Annotated in this window: 13 protein-coding genes; 7 read left to right on the plus strand and 6 right to left on the minus strand. The window is 72.6% G+C overall.

Going from position 1 to position 14,932, the window contains the following annotated elements; genetic code table 11:
- The coding region (locus tag HF577_RS19175) for an ATP-binding protein (protein WP_169397273.1) at window positions 1–1,522 on the plus strand (1,522 nt) is incomplete at its 5' end.
- 3 nt (window positions 1,523–1,525) lie between these two features.
- Here HF577_RS19175 and HF577_RS19180 read toward each other — a convergent pair.
- On the minus strand, window positions 1,526–1,798 hold the full coding sequence (locus HF577_RS19180) for a helix-turn-helix domain-containing protein (RefSeq protein ID WP_169397274.1): 273 nt from the start codon (window positions 1,796–1,798) through the stop codon (window positions 1,526–1,528).
- A 33-nt stretch (window positions 1,799–1,831) separates the two neighbouring features.
- Here HF577_RS19180 and map point away from each other — a divergent pair, with 33 nt between their 5' ends.
- Window positions 1,832–2,611, plus strand: coding sequence for a type I methionyl aminopeptidase (gene map, locus HF577_RS19185; protein ID WP_169397275.1), 780 nt, complete (start codon window positions 1,832–1,834; stop codon window positions 2,609–2,611).
- Between the two features lie 134 nt (window positions 2,612–2,745).
- Here the strand turns inward: map and HF577_RS19190 are convergent, their stop codons facing one another.
- Genes HF577_RS19190 through HF577_RS19200 form a run of 3 tightly spaced genes read right to left on the minus strand, consistent with a single transcriptional unit; the run spans window position 2,746 to window position 6,050 of the window.
- Window positions 2,746–3,558: an SDR family oxidoreductase gene (locus HF577_RS19190; RefSeq protein WP_169397276.1), complete on the minus strand. Its 813-nt coding sequence runs from the start codon at window positions 3,556–3,558 to the stop codon at window positions 2,746–2,748.
- 12 nt (window positions 3,559–3,570) lie between these two features.
- Complete coding sequence (locus HF577_RS19195; RefSeq protein WP_312859233.1) at window positions 3,571–4,647, minus strand: LacI family DNA-binding transcriptional regulator; 1,077 nt, start codon at window positions 4,645–4,647, stop codon at window positions 3,571–3,573.
- On the minus strand, window positions 4,644–6,050 hold the full coding sequence (locus tag HF577_RS19200) for a glycoside hydrolase family 5 protein (protein ID WP_169397277.1): 1,407 nt from the start codon (window positions 6,048–6,050) through the stop codon (window positions 4,644–4,646). The genes HF577_RS19195 and HF577_RS19200 overlap by 4 nt, the downstream gene beginning before the upstream one ends.
- 224 nt (window positions 6,051–6,274) lie before the next feature.
- On the opposite strand from HF577_RS19200, the gene HF577_RS19205 reads away from it, so the two are divergent.
- The 5 genes from HF577_RS19205 (at window position 6,275) to HF577_RS19225 (ending at window position 12,078) form a co-directional block, all read left to right on the plus strand.
- Entirely contained in the window at window positions 6,275–7,276 is a 1,002-nt protein-coding gene (locus HF577_RS19205) for a carbohydrate ABC transporter permease (protein WP_312859234.1), read from the plus strand.
- Window positions 7,269–8,150, plus strand: a complete 882-nt coding sequence (locus HF577_RS19210) for a carbohydrate ABC transporter permease (RefSeq protein ID WP_312859235.1) — start codon at window positions 7,269–7,271, stop codon at window positions 8,148–8,150. Before HF577_RS19205 ends, HF577_RS19210 begins: the two co-directional genes overlap by 8 nt.
- A 40-nt stretch (window positions 8,151–8,190) precedes the next feature.
- Window positions 8,191–9,477, plus strand: a complete 1,287-nt coding sequence (locus tag HF577_RS19215; protein WP_169397279.1) for an ABC transporter substrate-binding protein — start codon at window positions 8,191–8,193, stop codon at window positions 9,475–9,477.
- A gap of 1 nt (window position 9,478) precedes the next feature.
- Complete coding sequence (locus HF577_RS19220; RefSeq protein ID WP_169397280.1) at window positions 9,479–11,572, plus strand: hypothetical protein; 2,094 nt, start codon at window positions 9,479–9,481, stop codon at window positions 11,570–11,572.
- A gap of 62 nt (window positions 11,573–11,634) precedes the next feature.
- Window positions 11,635–12,078: a VOC family protein gene (locus HF577_RS19225; protein WP_169397281.1), complete on the plus strand. Its 444-nt coding sequence runs from the start codon at window positions 11,635–11,637 to the stop codon at window positions 12,076–12,078.
- 183 nt (window positions 12,079–12,261) lie between these two features.
- On the opposite strand, the gene HF577_RS19230 is transcribed toward HF577_RS19225, so the two are convergent.
- Together HF577_RS19230 and HF577_RS19235 are read right to left on the minus strand one after the other, a co-directional pair.
- Window positions 12,262–14,226, minus strand: coding sequence for an acyl-CoA dehydrogenase family protein (locus tag HF577_RS19230; RefSeq protein ID WP_169397282.1), 1,965 nt, complete (start codon window positions 14,224–14,226; stop codon window positions 12,262–12,264).
- Complete coding sequence (locus HF577_RS19235) at window positions 14,223–14,876, minus strand: TetR family transcriptional regulator (protein WP_169397283.1); 654 nt, start codon at window positions 14,874–14,876, stop codon at window positions 14,223–14,225. The genes HF577_RS19230 and HF577_RS19235 overlap by 4 nt, the downstream gene beginning before the upstream one ends.
- Between the last annotated feature and the right edge of the window lie 56 nt (window positions 14,877–14,932).

Genomic DNA, 14,932 nt, shown 5'->3' on the forward strand with positions numbered 1-14,932 from the left:
AACAGGCGAGGCCGACCTGCGCACCTTCGCGGCGCTGGAGGTCATGCAGCGCCCCCAGAAGCCGGGGTTCCTGGAATGGCTCGCCGCCCGCAGGCCCGCCGGATCGACCGAGCTCTTCCGGCGCACGCTGGCCGACGCCGCGCCCGTCCCGTCGGAGGTCGGGCCCGCACCGGTGCCGCCTCCGCTGGTCGTCGAGCCGCCGCACGAGCAGGCCGTCGATGACCCGGACGAGACCGGTGAGCGTCCGGAACCCCCGGCGGCGTGGCGCCCCAGCCCCGTGCCCCGGCCCCGGGTACCGACCGTGCCGGTCGGCCGGTCCGCCGCCGACCAGCGCGACGTGCACGTGCCGCTCGAGTCGCTGCGCAAGCACACCGTCGTCTTCGCCGGATCGGGGTCGGGGAAGACGGTGCTGCTGCGGCGGCTGGTCGAGGAGTGCGCGCTGCACGGGGTGTCGGCGATCGTGCTCGACCCCAACAACGACCTCGCCCGGCTGGGCGACGCGTGGCCGGAGCCGCCGGACAACTGGCGCGACGGTGACGGCGAGAAGGCCGCGGCCTACCTCGACCAGACCGAGGTGGTCGTGTGGACGCCCGGTCGTTCGAAGGGCCGGCCGCTGTCGTTCCAGCCGCTCCCGGACTTCGCTGCCGTCCTCGGTGACGACGACGAGTTCGCGATCGCGGTCGGTGCCGCCGTCGCGAGCCTCGCACCCCGGGCGCAGCTGACCGGGCGGAAGGTCGAGTCGGGCCGGGCGGTGCTGCGGGAGGTCCTCACCTACTACGCGGGCCACGGCGCATCGTCCCTCGGCGGGTTCATCGACCTGCTCGGTGACCTGCCCGATGGCATCAGCGGGCTGCGCAACGGCCAGAAGCTCGCCGCGGAGATGGCGGAAGCGCTGACGGCGGCCATGATCAACGACCCGCTGTTCGGCGGCTCCGGGGAGAAGGCCGACCCCTCGGTCCTGCTCACCCCGCGGGAGGGGAAGCGGGCGCGCATCTCGGTGATCAGCTTCGTCGGCCTGCCCTCCGACGAGCAGCGCCAGAGCTTCGTCAACCAGCTCCAGATGGCGCTGTTCTCGTGGGTGAAGGCGAACCCGGCGGGGGACCGGCCGCTCGGTGGGCTCTTCGTGATGGACGAAGCGCAGACGTTCGCGCCGTCGGGGGCGATGACCGCCTGCACCGAGAGCACCATCTCCCTGGCCTCGCAGGCACGGAAGTACGGGCTCGGGCTGGTGTTCGCCACGCAGGCGCCCAAGGGCCTGCACAACCGCATCCCGGGCAACGCCGCCACGCAGTTCTTCGGGTTCCTCAACTCCGGCGCCCAGATCAACGCCGCCACCGAGCTCGCCAGGGCCAAGGGCGGACACGTGAGCGACATCTCGCGGCTCACGTCCGGGCAGTTCTACGTGGCGGGCGAGGGTCTGGCGTTCGAGAAGGTGCAGGAGCCGATGTGCCTGAGCCACCACCCGTCGAGCGCCCTCACAGTGGAGGAGGTCATCGCTCGCGCCGCAGCGGGGGCGGGGTGATCGTCAGACCGCCTGCGCGTCCGGCTCCTCCGACATGGGCGCCGCCGCGACCACCAGCTCGTCCATCGACAGCCCCAGCGCCCCGGCCAGCGCCGAGACCGTGAAGAACGCGGGGGTGGGGATGCGGCCCGTCTCGATCTTGCGGAGGGTCTCCGCCGAGATTCCGGCCGCGCCGGCCACGTCGGCGAGGCTGCGCTCCCCCCTGGCTTCGCGGAGCAGGCGGCCGAGCCGCTCGCCGCGCTCGCGGTCGGCCGGGGTCAGGGGGACGCGCACCATGACACCAATAGTAATACCGGTATAGTTATCCGCATGATTGAGATGAAGACCCCGGGCGAGGTGGACGCCGTCGAGGCAGCCGGGAAGATCGTGGCCGACGTGCTCACCGCCGTGCGCGAGCATGCCGCCCCCGGTGTCACGCCGCGAGAGCTCGATGCGCTCGCCGCCGAGCGGATCGCCGCCGCGGGTGCGCGCCCGACCTTCCTGGGATACCACCCGCGGTTCGCCCCGTCCCCCTACCCCGCAGTGATCTGCGCGAGCGTGAACGACGCGGTGGTGCACGGGATCCCGTCGGGACAACCGCTGCGGCCAGGGGACCTGCTCAGCGTCGACCTCGCCGTGCACCTCGACGGATGGTGCGCCGACGCCGCCTTCAGCACGGTGGTGGGTCCGGCCGACCCGCAGGACCTCGCGCTCATCGAGACCACGGAACGGGCCCTCGCCGCCGGCATCGCCGCCGCGGTGCCGGGAGCCCGGATGGGCGACGTCGCCCACGCGATCGGCTCCGTCGGACGATCGGGCGGGTACGGGCTGCTGGAGGGTCATGGCGGCCACGGCGTCGGGCGGGAGATGCACGAGGCGCCGCACGTCCCGAACGAGGGCCGCGCCGGCCGCGGCCTCGTCCTGAAGCCCGGGCTGGTGATCGCGGTGGAGCCGATGTTCCACGCGGGCGGGGCCGACGCCTACCGCCCCGACCCCGACGGCTGGACGCTCCGCACCGCCGACGGGAGCCGGGCGGCCCACGCCGAGCACACCATCGCGGTCACCGACGACGGCCCCCGGGTACTCACCGCAGGCCGCCCCACCAGCTGACCCCGCGAGTCGCCCGTTTCCGGCCCGCGAGTCGCCCGCCGGGGTCCCGCGAGTCGCCCGTTTCCCGTGCGAGCCGCCCGTCGGCCGCCGCGACGTCACCGTCACCGTCACCGACGCCCGGCGACCACCGGGCGTCAGGCCAGCGCCGCCGCCACGGCGTCGTGCAGGCCGGTGCCCGGCCGCCCGAGCAGCTTCTCGAGGTCGTCGGACGGCTGCGCGAACAGGCCCGATGCGATGAGCTGGTGCACGAACGCGGCCGGCCCCAGGTCGTCGGCGGGCACCGCCCGGTAGGTGACGGGGCGCCCGGAGACCTCGCTGAGGGTGCGGGCGAGGTCGGGCACCGTCCACAGTGGGCCGCGCACCTCGTATGCCGCACCGTCGTGCTCCGGGCCGGTGAGCGTGGCCGAGGCGGCGAGGGCCAGGTCGGCGATCGTCGCGAAGTTCACCGGCTGCCCGCCGTCTGCGGCGAGCAGCTCCCCGGACTCGACGGCCGAGCGCAGCGCCGGGTTGACGAGCGCCTCCATGTAGAACGTGTTGCGCAGCAGGGTGTGTGGCACGCCGGACTCGCGGAGCAGCTTCTCGGTGGCAGTGTGGTCGGCGAGGAACCCGACGCCGTCCTGCGCCCCGATGGCGCTGGTGTAGACGATCCTGCCGACCCCGGCCGCCCGTGCCGCGTCGATCACGTTGCCGTGCTGGCGCACCCGGGTGCCCGGGGTGATGTCGGGAGAGGAGACGAACAGCAGGACGTCGGCGCCCGCGAAGGCTGTCCGGAGCGACTCGGGGTCCTCGTAGTCCCCGGCTCGGACCTCGACGCCCTGGTCGGCGAGGGTGGCGGCCTTCTGGGGGTTTCGCGCAACAGCGCCGAGATCGGTGGCCGGCACGCGCGTGAGCAGGTCCTTCGTGACGAGCCCGCCGAGGTTGCCGGTGACTCCGGTGACGACGATCAATCCGTACTCCTTCTACAACGCTGACGGCGACGGATCGACGGTAGGTCCCCGGTTGTCGGCCACCTGCGAGGTGGTCACCTCCCCACCGGCAGCCCCGGGGGCCGGACCGGTGCTGCCCCGCACCTCCAACCGCGGCCGGTAGGTCACGTTGTGCTGGGGCGGACCGTCCTGCAGCAACACCCAGAGCCGTTGCCATGCCTGCTCGCCGAGGTCGAACTGCGGAACGGAGGCGGTGGTGAGCGGGGGCGTGGTGTAGCGGGCGAACGGGATGTCGTCGAAGCCGACCACGGAGATCTGCTCCGGGACCGCGATGCCCAGCTCGTGCAGCCCGCTGAGCGCGCCGAAGGCCACCAGGTCGTTGTAGGCGACCACTCCGCTGGCACCGCAGGCGACCACGGCCGGGACAGCGGCCTGCCCGTCGGCGAAGCCCGATCCGCAGCGCAGCTCCACCAGCTCAGCGCCGGCGGTGTCGCACACAGCGGCGCGCAGCCCGTGCAGCCGTTCCCGGTCCGAGGCGCTGGCCTGCGGGCCCGCCAGGTAGACCAGGCGGGAGTGACCCAGCTCGAACAGGTGCGCAGCCAGGTCGCGGACGCCCGCGCGGTGGTCGACCGAGAGCGACGGCACGTCGAGCCCCGGCACCTCGCGGTTCACCAGCACGACCGGCTCGAGCCGGGGAACAAGCTCGGCGAGCTCGTCGTCCGGGAGCCGGGAGGCGGCCAGGACGATGCCGTCCACCCGGCGCCGGATCTCCACGGCGAGCGGCGTCTCCTCCGCCGGGTCCTCGTTCGACTCGGCGACGATGAGGCGGTGCCCCTCCTTCGCGGCGGCCTGACCGAGCCCGCGCAGGACGCTCTGGAACATCGGGTTCGACAGGTCGGGCACGACGAACGCCACCGTGGAGGTGCGACCGAGGGCGAGGCTGCGAGCCACCGGGCTCGGGCTGTAGCCGAGGGCGGCCGCCGCGGCGCGGACGCGCTCGGCCAGCTCGGGCGCCACCGTGGCGCGTCCGTTCATCACGCGCGAGACGGTGGCCCGCGACACCCCCGCGGCCGCCGCGACCTGGCTGATCGTGGCACCGGCCGGGCTCACCGCCGGGTCACCGGTTCGGCGTGCAGGTGCGTTCCGACGATCTCCGCGAGCCCGTCCCGTCGCACGCAGGCGTCGAACGCGAAGCAGGCGGCGAGCGACTCGGCCTCGTCCGGGGAGACGCCCTCGAAGCAGCGGCCGAACTGCCCGACGAGCGGCTCTGCCAGCAGGATGTTGCGCACCAGGGTGGCCGCCCACTTCGTGCGTCCCCACGGGAAGGGGTCGAAGTCGGCGAACTCGGCGCCGAACAGCTCGTCCACCGGGTCGAGGATGTGGCGCACCCCGCGGTCGTCGCTACCCCAGGCGTCCACGCCGAGGCGGGCCTTCTTCTCCAGCACGGGCGCGATCCGTTCCAGGTAGGCGCAGCCCGGAGCGGCGTACACGAGGCCCTGCAGCCCGATGTCCTTGTACGTCCAGAGGCTCCAGCCGGCCCCGTGCTCGCGGTAGATCGCGAGCTGGTCGGCCAGCAGCTGGTAACGGCCGGCGTCCTGGTCGGACTCGCCGCTGTACACGGGCCCGAACTCGCCGATCCAGATCGGCGTTCCGGTCGTGCGCATGAACTCGGTGCGGCGCAGGAAGGTCTGTTCGAGCACGTCGCGGTCGTAGTGCTCGCCGCGCGTGGTGCCGGGGTACACGCCGTCGCGCGCGATGCCGGGGAACGCGTAGTCGTGCGCGGTGTAGACCGCGTTGGCTGCGGGCTCGCTGAACATCGAGAAGTCGGTGGAGTACTTGTTGCCGTCGAGGAACAGCACGTGGCGAGGATCGACCGCCCGGATCGCGCGCTCCAGCCGCTCGTAGAACGGACCGATCACCGCGCCCGACGGGTCGGCCGGCTCGTTGACCGGGTTGTAGCCGGCCACCTCCGGGCGGTCTCGGTACCGGTCGGCGATGGCCTCCCAGAGGTGCACCACGCGGTCCTGGAAGTGCCTGTGGGTCCAGAAGAACGCCTGGTGGGTGGGGTTGTCGCTGTGCCAGTGCTGGTTCTGGCTCCCGGGTAGCGCGTGCAGGTCGAGGATCGTGTGGATGCCCTGCTCCGCGCAGCGCTCGATGAGCCGGTCGAGCGGCGCGAACCCCTCCTCCTTGATCACAAACGGCCGGTCGTCGTCCTCGAAATGGTGGTAGTTCAGCGGGACGCGCAGCGCGTTGACCCCGAGGGAGGCCAGGTAGCGGGCGTCGGCCTCGCCGAAGAAGTCGTCGAGGAAGCGGTCGAAGAACCGGCGGTACCCCTCATCACCGAGCGCGCTGCGCAGGGCGGCGCGTTGCTGCGACTCGGTGCCGGGGTAGCCGGTGATGAAGTTCTCCATGTTCATCCAGCCGCCGAGCCCGAACCCGGCGAGGACGGTGCGTGCTCCGGACTCGTCGGCGAGATGCGCACCGTCGACGTGGATCCAGGGCAGAGCTGGCATGGCGCGACCCCCGGCTCAGGGTGGTGACGGGCCCGGTTCCGGTAACCGGTTCCCCATGGGAACGCTAACACCGGCCGAGCGCTGATCAGGAGAGATGTCGCTCGGTTCCGCGACCGACGCGAGCAGGCAACCGGACACTTGACGCGATCAGGCGATCTCGGTAGAAACCGGTTTCTCATGATTCGCGGATGAGCCGCTCGCACCGACACGAAGGAGTGTTCTGCGTGACCGAGCCCGACCGCTCCGCTCCGCCCGGTGGGGCGCTGTCCCTCGCGTCCCCGCCCACCGCACCCGCGCCGGCGGCCGAGGCGCCCCCCGCCGCCCGCCGCAGGCGCGGCCGTCGCTCCCAGCGCGCGGTGCGCGACGGCCGCGTCGCCTACCTCTTCCTGGCGCCCTGGATCGTGGGCATGGTCGTGGTCACGATCTGGCCGATCGCGGCGTCGCTGTACCTGTCGTTCACCGACTACTCGCTGCTGCGCGCGCCGCGCTGGGTCGGGCTGGACAACTTCGCCGAGATGCTCGGCGACGAGCGGCTGGTCTCCGCGCTCGGCGTCACCTTCACCTACGTCGTCGTGTCGGTGCCGCTCCAGCTGGCGCTGGCGCTGGCGCTCGCGATGCTGCTCGACCGCGGGGTGCGGGGGCTCCCGTTCTACCGGTCGGTGTACTACCTGCCGTCTCTGCTGGCGGGGAGCGTGTCGATCGCGATCCTCTGGCGGCAGATGTTCGGCACCGACGGCCTGTTCAACGACTTCCTCGCCCTGTTCGGCGTGCAGGGCATCGGCTGGGTGTCGCACCCGGACTTCGCGCTCGGCACGCTCGTGGTGCTCAACGTCTGGACGTTCGGCGCACCGATGGTGATCTTCCTGGCCGGGCTCCGGCAGATCCCGGTGATGTACTACGAGGCCGCCACCGTGGACGGCGCCGGGCGGTGGGCCCGGTTCCGGCACATCACGATCCCGCTGCTCACGCCGATCATCTTCTTCAACCTGGTGCTGCAGACGATCGGTGCGTTCCAGACCTTCACCCAGGCGTTCGTGGTGAGCGGCGGCACCGGCGGCCCGTCGGACGCGACGCTGTTCTACACGCTCTACCTCTACGAGCGCGGGTTCGGCTCGTTCGACATGGGCTACGCCTCGGCGCTGGCGTGGCTGCTGCTGGTGATCGTCGCCGCGTTGACCGGGCTCAACTTCCTGCTGGCCAAGAGGTGGGTGTTCTACGGTGACTGACACGGTGCTCGCCACGCAGGCCGTCCGCGAGGAGAGCCCGCCGCGGCGCGGCGGCGGGCGCAACCCGCTTCGGCACGCGCTGCTGATCGCCCTCGGCGTGGTGATGATCTACCCGTTGCTGTGGATGCTCTCCAGCTCGGTCAAGCCGACGGAGATCATCTTCCGCGATCCGTCGCTGTGGCCGTCGAGCTTCGACCTGGGCAACTACGTCGAGGGCTGGACCGCGCTGGGCGCGCCGTTCCACCAGTACCTGCTCAACTCGGCGATCATCGCGGTGGGCTGCATCGTCGGCAACCTACTGTCCTGCTCGCTGGCGGCCTACGCGTTCGCCCGGCTGGAGTTCCGCGGCCGGAAGCTGATGTTCGCCGCGATGCTCGTGACGATCATGCTGCCGATCCACGTGCTGATCGTCCCGCAGTACGTGCTGTTCTCCCAGCTGGACTGGATCAACACGTTCCTGCCGCTGATCGTGCCGAAGTTCCTGGCCACGGACGCGTTCTTCATCTTCCTCATGGTGCAGTTCATCCGCACCCTGCCCATCGAGCTCGACGAGGCCGCGCGCATCGACGGCTGCGGGCATTTCCGCATCTACTGGCGGATCATCATGCCGCTGTGCACGCCGGCACTGGCGACCACAGCCGTGTTCACCTTCATCTGGAGCTGGAACGACTTCTTCAGCCAGCTCATCTTCCTGACCGACCAGGACCTGTACACGGTCCCGGTGGCGCTGCGGTCCTTCGTGGACGGCCAGGGCGCCACCTCGTGGGGGCCGCTGTTCGCGATGTCGATCGTCGGGCTGGCTCCGATCTTCGGCTTCTTCCTCGCCGGGCAGCGCTACCTGACCCAGGGCATCGCCACCACCGGCATCAAGTGACCACCGCCCCGCACCGACGCGGGACCGAGGAGGATCGACCATGAGAGCGACCGGAACGCGGGCCGCCGCCGGCCTGATCGGGGCGGCCGTGCTGCTGCTCACTGCGTGCGGAGGTGGCTCGGACAGCCAGGACGGGCCCGTCGAGCTGCGCTTCTCCTGGTGGGGCAACGAACAGCGCGCGCAGGCCACCGAACGGGCGATCGCGGCGTTCGAGGCCGCGCACCCCGGCATCACAGTCACCGGCGAGTACGCCGACTTCAACGCCTACTTCGACCGGATCGCCACCAGCGTGGCGGCCAACGACGCCCCCGACGTGATCACGATGGGCGGTGCGTACCCGCGGGAGTACGGCGACCGCGGCGCCCTGCTCGACCTCGCCGAGGTCTCCCAGTACCTCGACCTCGGCAAGCTCGACGAGGCGGCCACCAGCAACGGCCGATTCGACGGCGTCCAGTACGGCGTGCCGACCGGCGTCAACAGCTACGGGGTGGTGGTGAACCCCGCCGTCTTCGAGGCCGCGGGCGTGAGCCTGCCCGACGACACGACGTGGACGTGGGCCGACTTCGAGCGCATCGCGGCCCAGATCAGCGCGGCCGCCCCGGAGGGCACCTACGGAGCCGAGGACCCGACGTCCGCCGACGCCCTCGACCTCTACTCCAGGCAGAGCAACGAAGGCCTCTACACACCGGACGGGAAGCTGGCGATCAGCGCCGCCACGGTGACCACCTGGTGGGAGATGACCAGCCGGATGCGCAACGCCGGAGCCACCCCGCCCGCCACCCTCACCGTCGAGCTCGGCGGCCAGCCCGCCCCCGAACAGACGCTGATGGGCCGCGGGCTGTCCGGGATGCGGCTGGACTGGAGCAACCGGCTGGCCGCCATGCGCACCGCGTCCGGAGCGCCGCTGGTGATGATGCGGGCGCCGAGCGAGTCGGCGGGCCGGCAGCCGGGCATGTGGCTGCAGGCGTCGCAGCTCTACACGATCAGCTCGCGCACCGAGCACCCCGAGGAGGCCGCCCAGCTGGTCGACTTCCTGGTCAACGACCCGGCCGCGGGCCGCGAGATCCTCACCGACCGCGGGATCCCGGCCAACCCCGAGGTCCGGGACGCGATCAGCGGCGCCTTCAACGAGAACCAGAAGGTCGAGGCGGAGTTCATCGACCGCATCAGCGAGCAGGTCGGGCCGCCGCTGGTCGTCGGGCCCGTGGGTTCCACCGACACCCGGTCGATCCTCGAGCGGATCGGCTCGGACGTGCTGTTCGACCGGGCGACGCCGGCCGACGCGGCCGCGCGGTTCGTCGACGAGGTCACGGCGGCGATCAGCTGAGATGAGCTCGATCGACCGCCGTGGCCTGGTGGAGCGGCACTCCCCGGTGCTCGACGGCGTCGACCCGCGGTCGGCACTGTCGGTCGGCAACGGGGAGTTCGCCTTCACCGCCGACGTCACGGGTCTGCAGACGTTCCCGCAGCTGTACCCGGTGCACGCGCCGGACGCCGCGGAGCCCGGCACCCTGCTCGGCGCGCAGGCGCAGTGGGCGTGGCACAGCGTCCCGGCGCCCGTCCCGGCTCCGTCGCTGGAGTCGAGCCTGCGGCGCTATGCCTCGCCGCACGGAGCGGTCGACTACGTGGACCTCGACGGCTCGATGGACCCGGGCGGCAGTGGCGACGGCACTGCGGAGCAGGCCTGGCTGCGGTCCAACCCGCACCGGCTGGATCTGGGCCGGATCGGGCTGGTGCGGGGCGCGCCGTGGCAGCCGCCCGGCCCGGACCAGCTCGGCGAGGCCCACCAGCGGCTCGACCTGTGGAGCGGCCTGCTGGAGAGCACCTTCCGGCTGGCGGGCGACCCGGTGCGGGTACAGACGTGCGCCCATCCCGGACAGGACGTGCTCGCGGTCCGGGTGCTGTCGCCCGCGCTGCGGACCGGACGGCTGGCGCTGCGCGTCGCGTTCCCGTACGGGTCGACGTCGTGGAGCAATGCCGCCGACTGGCACCGGCCGGACGCCCACGTCAGCACCCTCGAGCCGGCTGCGGCGGGCTTCCGCATCCGGCGCGCCCTCGACGACACCCGGATCGACGTCGGCCTGCGTCTCGGGTCCGGCATGCACCTCTCGCGCCTCGGTCCGCACGAGTTCGGGGTGCACGCCGAGGGGGAGACGCTGGAACTCGTCGTCGCGTTCGCGCCGGGTGGTCGCCCGCGGCAGGCGCCGCCCCCGACGTTCGCGGCCGTCCGCGAGGCGAGCGAGGCGCACTGGGCGCGGTTCTGGGAGGGCGGCGGCGCCGTCGACGTCACCGGTAGCGCCGACCCGCGCGCGCCGGAACTGCAGCGGCGGATCGTGCTCTCGCAGTACCTCACGGCCGTGCACGGCGCGGGCTCGCTGCCCCCGGCGGAGACCGGGCTGGTCACCAACAGCTGGCGGGGCCGGTTCCACCTGGAGATGCACTGGTGGCACGCCGCGCACTTCGCGCTGTGGGGCCGCCCGGAGCTCCTGGCCCGGAGCATGGACTGGTACCCGGGAGTCCTCGACCGGGCGCGGGAGACCGCCCGCCGCCAGGGTTTCGCCGGGGCCCGGTGGCCCAAGCAGGTGGCCCCCGACGGCCGGGAGAGCCCGAGCGCGATCGGGGCGTTCCTGCTCTGGCAGCAGCCGCATCCGATCCACCTCGCCGAGCTGCTGCGCAGGGCGTGCGGCGACGAGGCCGTGGCTCGGTACGGCGAGTGCGTGCTGGAGTCCGCCGCGTTCATGGCCGACATGGTGGTGGCGGCCGAGGACGGCTTCCACCTCGGTCCGCCGCTGGTCCCGGCGCAGGAGTCCTACCACCGGGAGCGGGCCGCCACCGCCGACCCCACGTTCGAGCTGGCCTACTGGGCGTGGGCCCTGCGGGTCGCCCAGCGCTGGCGGGCGTACCTGGGTCTCGACCCGGAGCCGCGCTGGAGCGAGGTGGCCGAACACATGGCCCCCGCCTGCGTCCGCGACGGCCGGTACACCGCGATCGCCACCCCGCCCTACACGGTCCGGGACGACCACCCCTCGATGCTCTACGCGCTCGGCGTCGTGCCCGACACCGGCTACGTCGACGCGTCGACCATGCGGGCGACGCTGAAGGACGTGCTGGCGGACTGGCACTGGGAGAGCACCTGGGGCTGGGACTTCCCGGCGATCGCGATGACCGCCGCCCGCCTGGGTGAGCCCCACCTCGCCGTGGACGCGCTGCTGCTCGACACCCCGAAGAACACCCACCTGCCCAGCGGGCACAACCGGCAGACCGGCCGGCTGCCCGTCTATCTGCCGGGCAACGGCGGGCTGCTGGTCGCGGTGGCGCTGATGGCGGCCGGGTGGGACGGCGGCCCGCCCGGACAGGCGCCGGGGTTCCCGGACAACGGGAGCTGGACCGTCCGGTGGGAGGGCATCGCGCGGTCGCCGTGACCCCACGGCGGCCGTGCGAGATCAGGACAGGAACTGGCCGCAGTCCCGGACACGCTTCTCGCATGACCGAGACGAGACAGCCCCCCGCCGACCTGCACGCCCTCTTCGGGTACCGCGACGCTCCGGCCGCCATCACGTGGCTCCAGCGGGCGTTCGGGTTCGAGACGACCATGTCGTTCCCGGACGAGAAGGGCGGCATCGCGCACGCCGAGCTGCGGCTGGGCGACGCCGTGGCCGTGGTGTTCAGCGACCACGACGGCTACGAGCGCCCGCCGCGCAAGGGCGACACGATGGGCTACGGGGTCTACCTCAGCGTCCCCGCCCCGGCCGACGTCGACGCGCTGTACGCCCGTGCGCTCGAGGCCGGCGCGACCACGATCTGGGCCCCGGAGCCGACGGAGTGGGGCAACTACCGCTTCCGGGTCGTCGACCCCGAGGGCTTCGAGTGGTCGTTCGGGGTGCACCGGCCCGGTGAGCCCCAGGACGAGTGGTCCGAAGAGGAGTGATCACCCGCCACCCGCTGCCCCAGCCCCGGGCGACTCGCGCGTCATGAACGGGCGACTCGCGGACGGGAAACGGGCGACTCGCGGGTCCGGAACGGGCGACTCGCGGGGGGTTTCGCGAGTCGCCCGGTTCCGGGGGGTGAGTCGCCCGGTTCTGCGGGGTGAGTCGCCCGCGGCGGGCCGCGCTCAGCCCACTGCGGCCAGGTCGGTCGGCTCCTCCTGGGACGGTGACGGGTCGGTCGGGGCGGCGTGGCTGTCCCGCTCGCCGTCGAGCAGCGGGCAGTCCAGCCAGGCCTCGGGGATGCCGAACCCGTCGACCAGGGTCCTGGCCTGCGGGCGCAGCTGACCGCACAGCGTGTTGACGGCCTGCGTGACGGCCTTGGCCCGGCCCCGGCTGATGTACCCGTGCTCGACGAAGAACGCGCGGTCGCCCTCGATCACCGAGAGCGCGTACAGCCCGCGCACCTGCTCCAGCAGGCCGCGCAGGGCCGGGCTCTCCACCCGGTTGACGGCGGCGGCGAAGGAGTCGAGGACGATCCGGTCGACGTGGGCCCGCGCGGCCACCAGCAGGTGGTCCTGCGCGCCGTTGAAGACGGCGAACCGGTCGGCCCCCGGGGCCAGTGCCTTGCGCATCCGGCGGGCGGCCGCGGCCAGCAGGTGCTCCTCGCGCTCGACGAGCAGCCACCGCTGGTAGGCGCGGTCGCGGAGGTCCCCGCGCCGGACGACGGCCCGCAGCCCGGTGCGCTCGGCCATCGAACCGGCCATGAGGTCGGCGGCGAACCGGGCCTTGCCCACCACGTCGAGCTTCCCGACGCGGCGGCCGTAGTCCGACAGCAGTGTCTTCGCCACCAGCTGCAGGAGGACCGTGTTGTCGCCCTCGAAGGTGGTGAACACGTCGGTGTCGGCCTTGAGCTGCGGAAGCAGGTTCTCCGCGAGGTAGCCGGCGCCGCCGCATGCCTCGCGGCAGGTCTGGATCGTGGCGGTGGCGTGCCAGGTGGCCATGGCCTTGATGCCCGCGGCCCTCGTCTCCAGGTCCCGCTGCCCCGCCTCGGTCTCGACGTTCGAGCCGGGCTCGGCGTCGAAGGACTGCAGGTCGTGCATCTCCGACACGAGGTCGGCCTGGGCGAAGTGCAGCGCGTACGTGGTGGCGAGCGCGGGGAGCAGCTTGCGCTGGTGGACGAGGTAGTCGAGCACCACCACCTCCTCGCCGCTCTCGGGGTCGGCGAACTGGCGCCGCGTGGCGCCGTAGCGGATGGCCAGTGCGAGTGCCTTCTGCGTGGCGGCGCCCGCCCCGCCCGCCACGCTGATCCGGCCGCGGACGAGCGTGCCGAGCATCGTGAAGAACCGGCGGGACGCGCTCGTGATCGGGCTGGAGTAGGTGCCGTCCTCGGCGACGTCGGCGAAGTGGTTGAGCAGGTTCTCCCGCGGCACCCGCACGTGGTCGAAGGAGAGCCTGCCGTTGTCGACGCCGTTGAGGCCCGCCTTGCGGCCGCAGTCGCCGATCGTGACGCCGGGCAGCGCGGTGCCGTCCTCGGAGCGGATGGGCACGAGCAGGGCGTGGACCCCGTGGGAGACGCCGCCGGTGATCAGCTGGGCGAAGACGACGGCCATCCGCCCGTCGCGCGCGGCGTTGCCGATGTAGTCCTTACGCGCGCCGACGTCGGGGGTGTGGATCTCGAACTCCTGCGTGGCCGGGTCGTAGGTGGCCGTGGTGCGCAGGTGCTGGACGTCGGAGCCGTGGCCGGTCTCGGTCATCGCGAAGCAGCCGAGCAGGTCGCCGTCCATGATCGAGCGCAGGTACTTGTCATGATGACGAGAAGTGCCCAGCACCTGGACGGCGCCACCGAAGAGACCCCACTGCACACCGGCCTTGACCAGCAGTGAGAGATCGCCGTAGCCGAGCGCGGCGAACGCCGTGACCACGCCCCCGACGTCGCCCCCACCGCCGTACGCCGGGTCGAAGCCCTGGTGCGGGCGCCCACTCTCGGCCAGCCGGCGCAGGTTCTCGGTGGTGAGTGCGCGGTACTCCTCGGTGCTCAGGTCGGCCTCGGGCGTGAGCCGCAGCTCCCCGAGCTGCGCGCGAACCTCGGCGCGGACGTCGGCCCACCGGCCGTCCAGGACGCGCCGGAGCTCGCGGGGGTCGGACGTCATGCGGGTTCCTCCTTGTGGGAAGCCTGGTGGGGAGCCACGACGCCGGAGAGCCCGGACCAGGCCAGATCGGTGAGCTGGGCGGCCAGCTCGTCGCGGGTCGTTCCCGTGGGGCGGGCCAGCCAGTTGTCGGCCGCCGCCCGGACGAGCCCGACGATGCCGTGGCCCCACGACACCGCGGCGCCGGTGTCGGAACCGGCGCGGCGCAGCTGTGCGGCGATCACGGCGGCGGCCTCGTCGCCGATGAGCGAGACGAGGTCGGCCACCGGGTCGCCGTCGAGGGCGCTGTCGACGAGTGGGCGGTGCACGACGAACCGGTAGACCTCCGGGTCGTTCTCGATCAGCCGTAGGTATGCGGCGATGCCGGCGGCGGTCTTCGCGCGGGGGCTCTCGCCGCCGGCCATCGCGGCGCGTATCTGCGCCACCAGCACCTCGGCCACCCGCTCGCAGACGGCGACGTAGAGCTGGGTGCGGTCGGTGAAGTGACGGTAGACGACGGTCTTGCTGGTGCACGCCCCGGCCGCGACCTCGTCCATCCCGACGCCGGCGCCGTGGGCGCGGATCGCGGCGATTGCGGCGTCGGTCAGCTCGGCTCGGCGGGCGCGCCGGTGGGCGTCCCACCGGCTCGTTCGCTTGTCCCGGACCGCCTTCACGGCACCGAGAGTACCGTGTACTTTGAGTATCGGCTACTGACGGGTAACGCCCATAC

Source organism: Pseudonocardia xinjiangensis (assembly GCF_012911925.1).
Taxonomy (GTDB): Bacteria; Actinomycetota; Actinomycetes; order Mycobacteriales; family Pseudonocardiaceae; genus Pseudonocardia; species Pseudonocardia xinjiangensis.

Bases quoted from the DNA above. Each gene is read 5' to 3' on its own strand.
- HF577_RS19180 (WP_169397274.1), bottom strand. From the start codon at position 1,798: ATGGTGCGCGTCCCCCTGACCCCGGCCGACCGCGAGCGCGGCGAGCGG.
- HF577_RS19225 (WP_169397281.1), top strand. From the start codon at position 11,635: ATGACCGAGACGAGACAGCCCCCCGCCGACCTGCACGCCCTCTTCGGG.
- HF577_RS19230 (WP_169397282.1), bottom strand. From the start codon at position 14,226: ATGACGTCCGACCCCCGCGAGCTCCGGCGCGTCCTGGACGGCCGGTGG.
- HF577_RS19215 (WP_169397279.1), top strand. From the start codon at position 8,191: ATGAGAGCGACCGGAACGCGGGCCGCCGCCGGCCTGATCGGGGCGGCC.
- map (WP_169397275.1), top strand. From the start codon at position 1,832: ATGATTGAGATGAAGACCCCGGGCGAGGTGGACGCCGTCGAGGCAGCC.
- HF577_RS19200 (WP_169397277.1), bottom strand. From the start codon at position 6,050: ATGCCAGCTCTGCCCTGGATCCACGTCGACGGTGCGCATCTCGCCGAC.
- HF577_RS19220 (WP_169397280.1), top strand. From the start codon at position 9,479: ATGAGCTCGATCGACCGCCGTGGCCTGGTGGAGCGGCACTCCCCGGTG.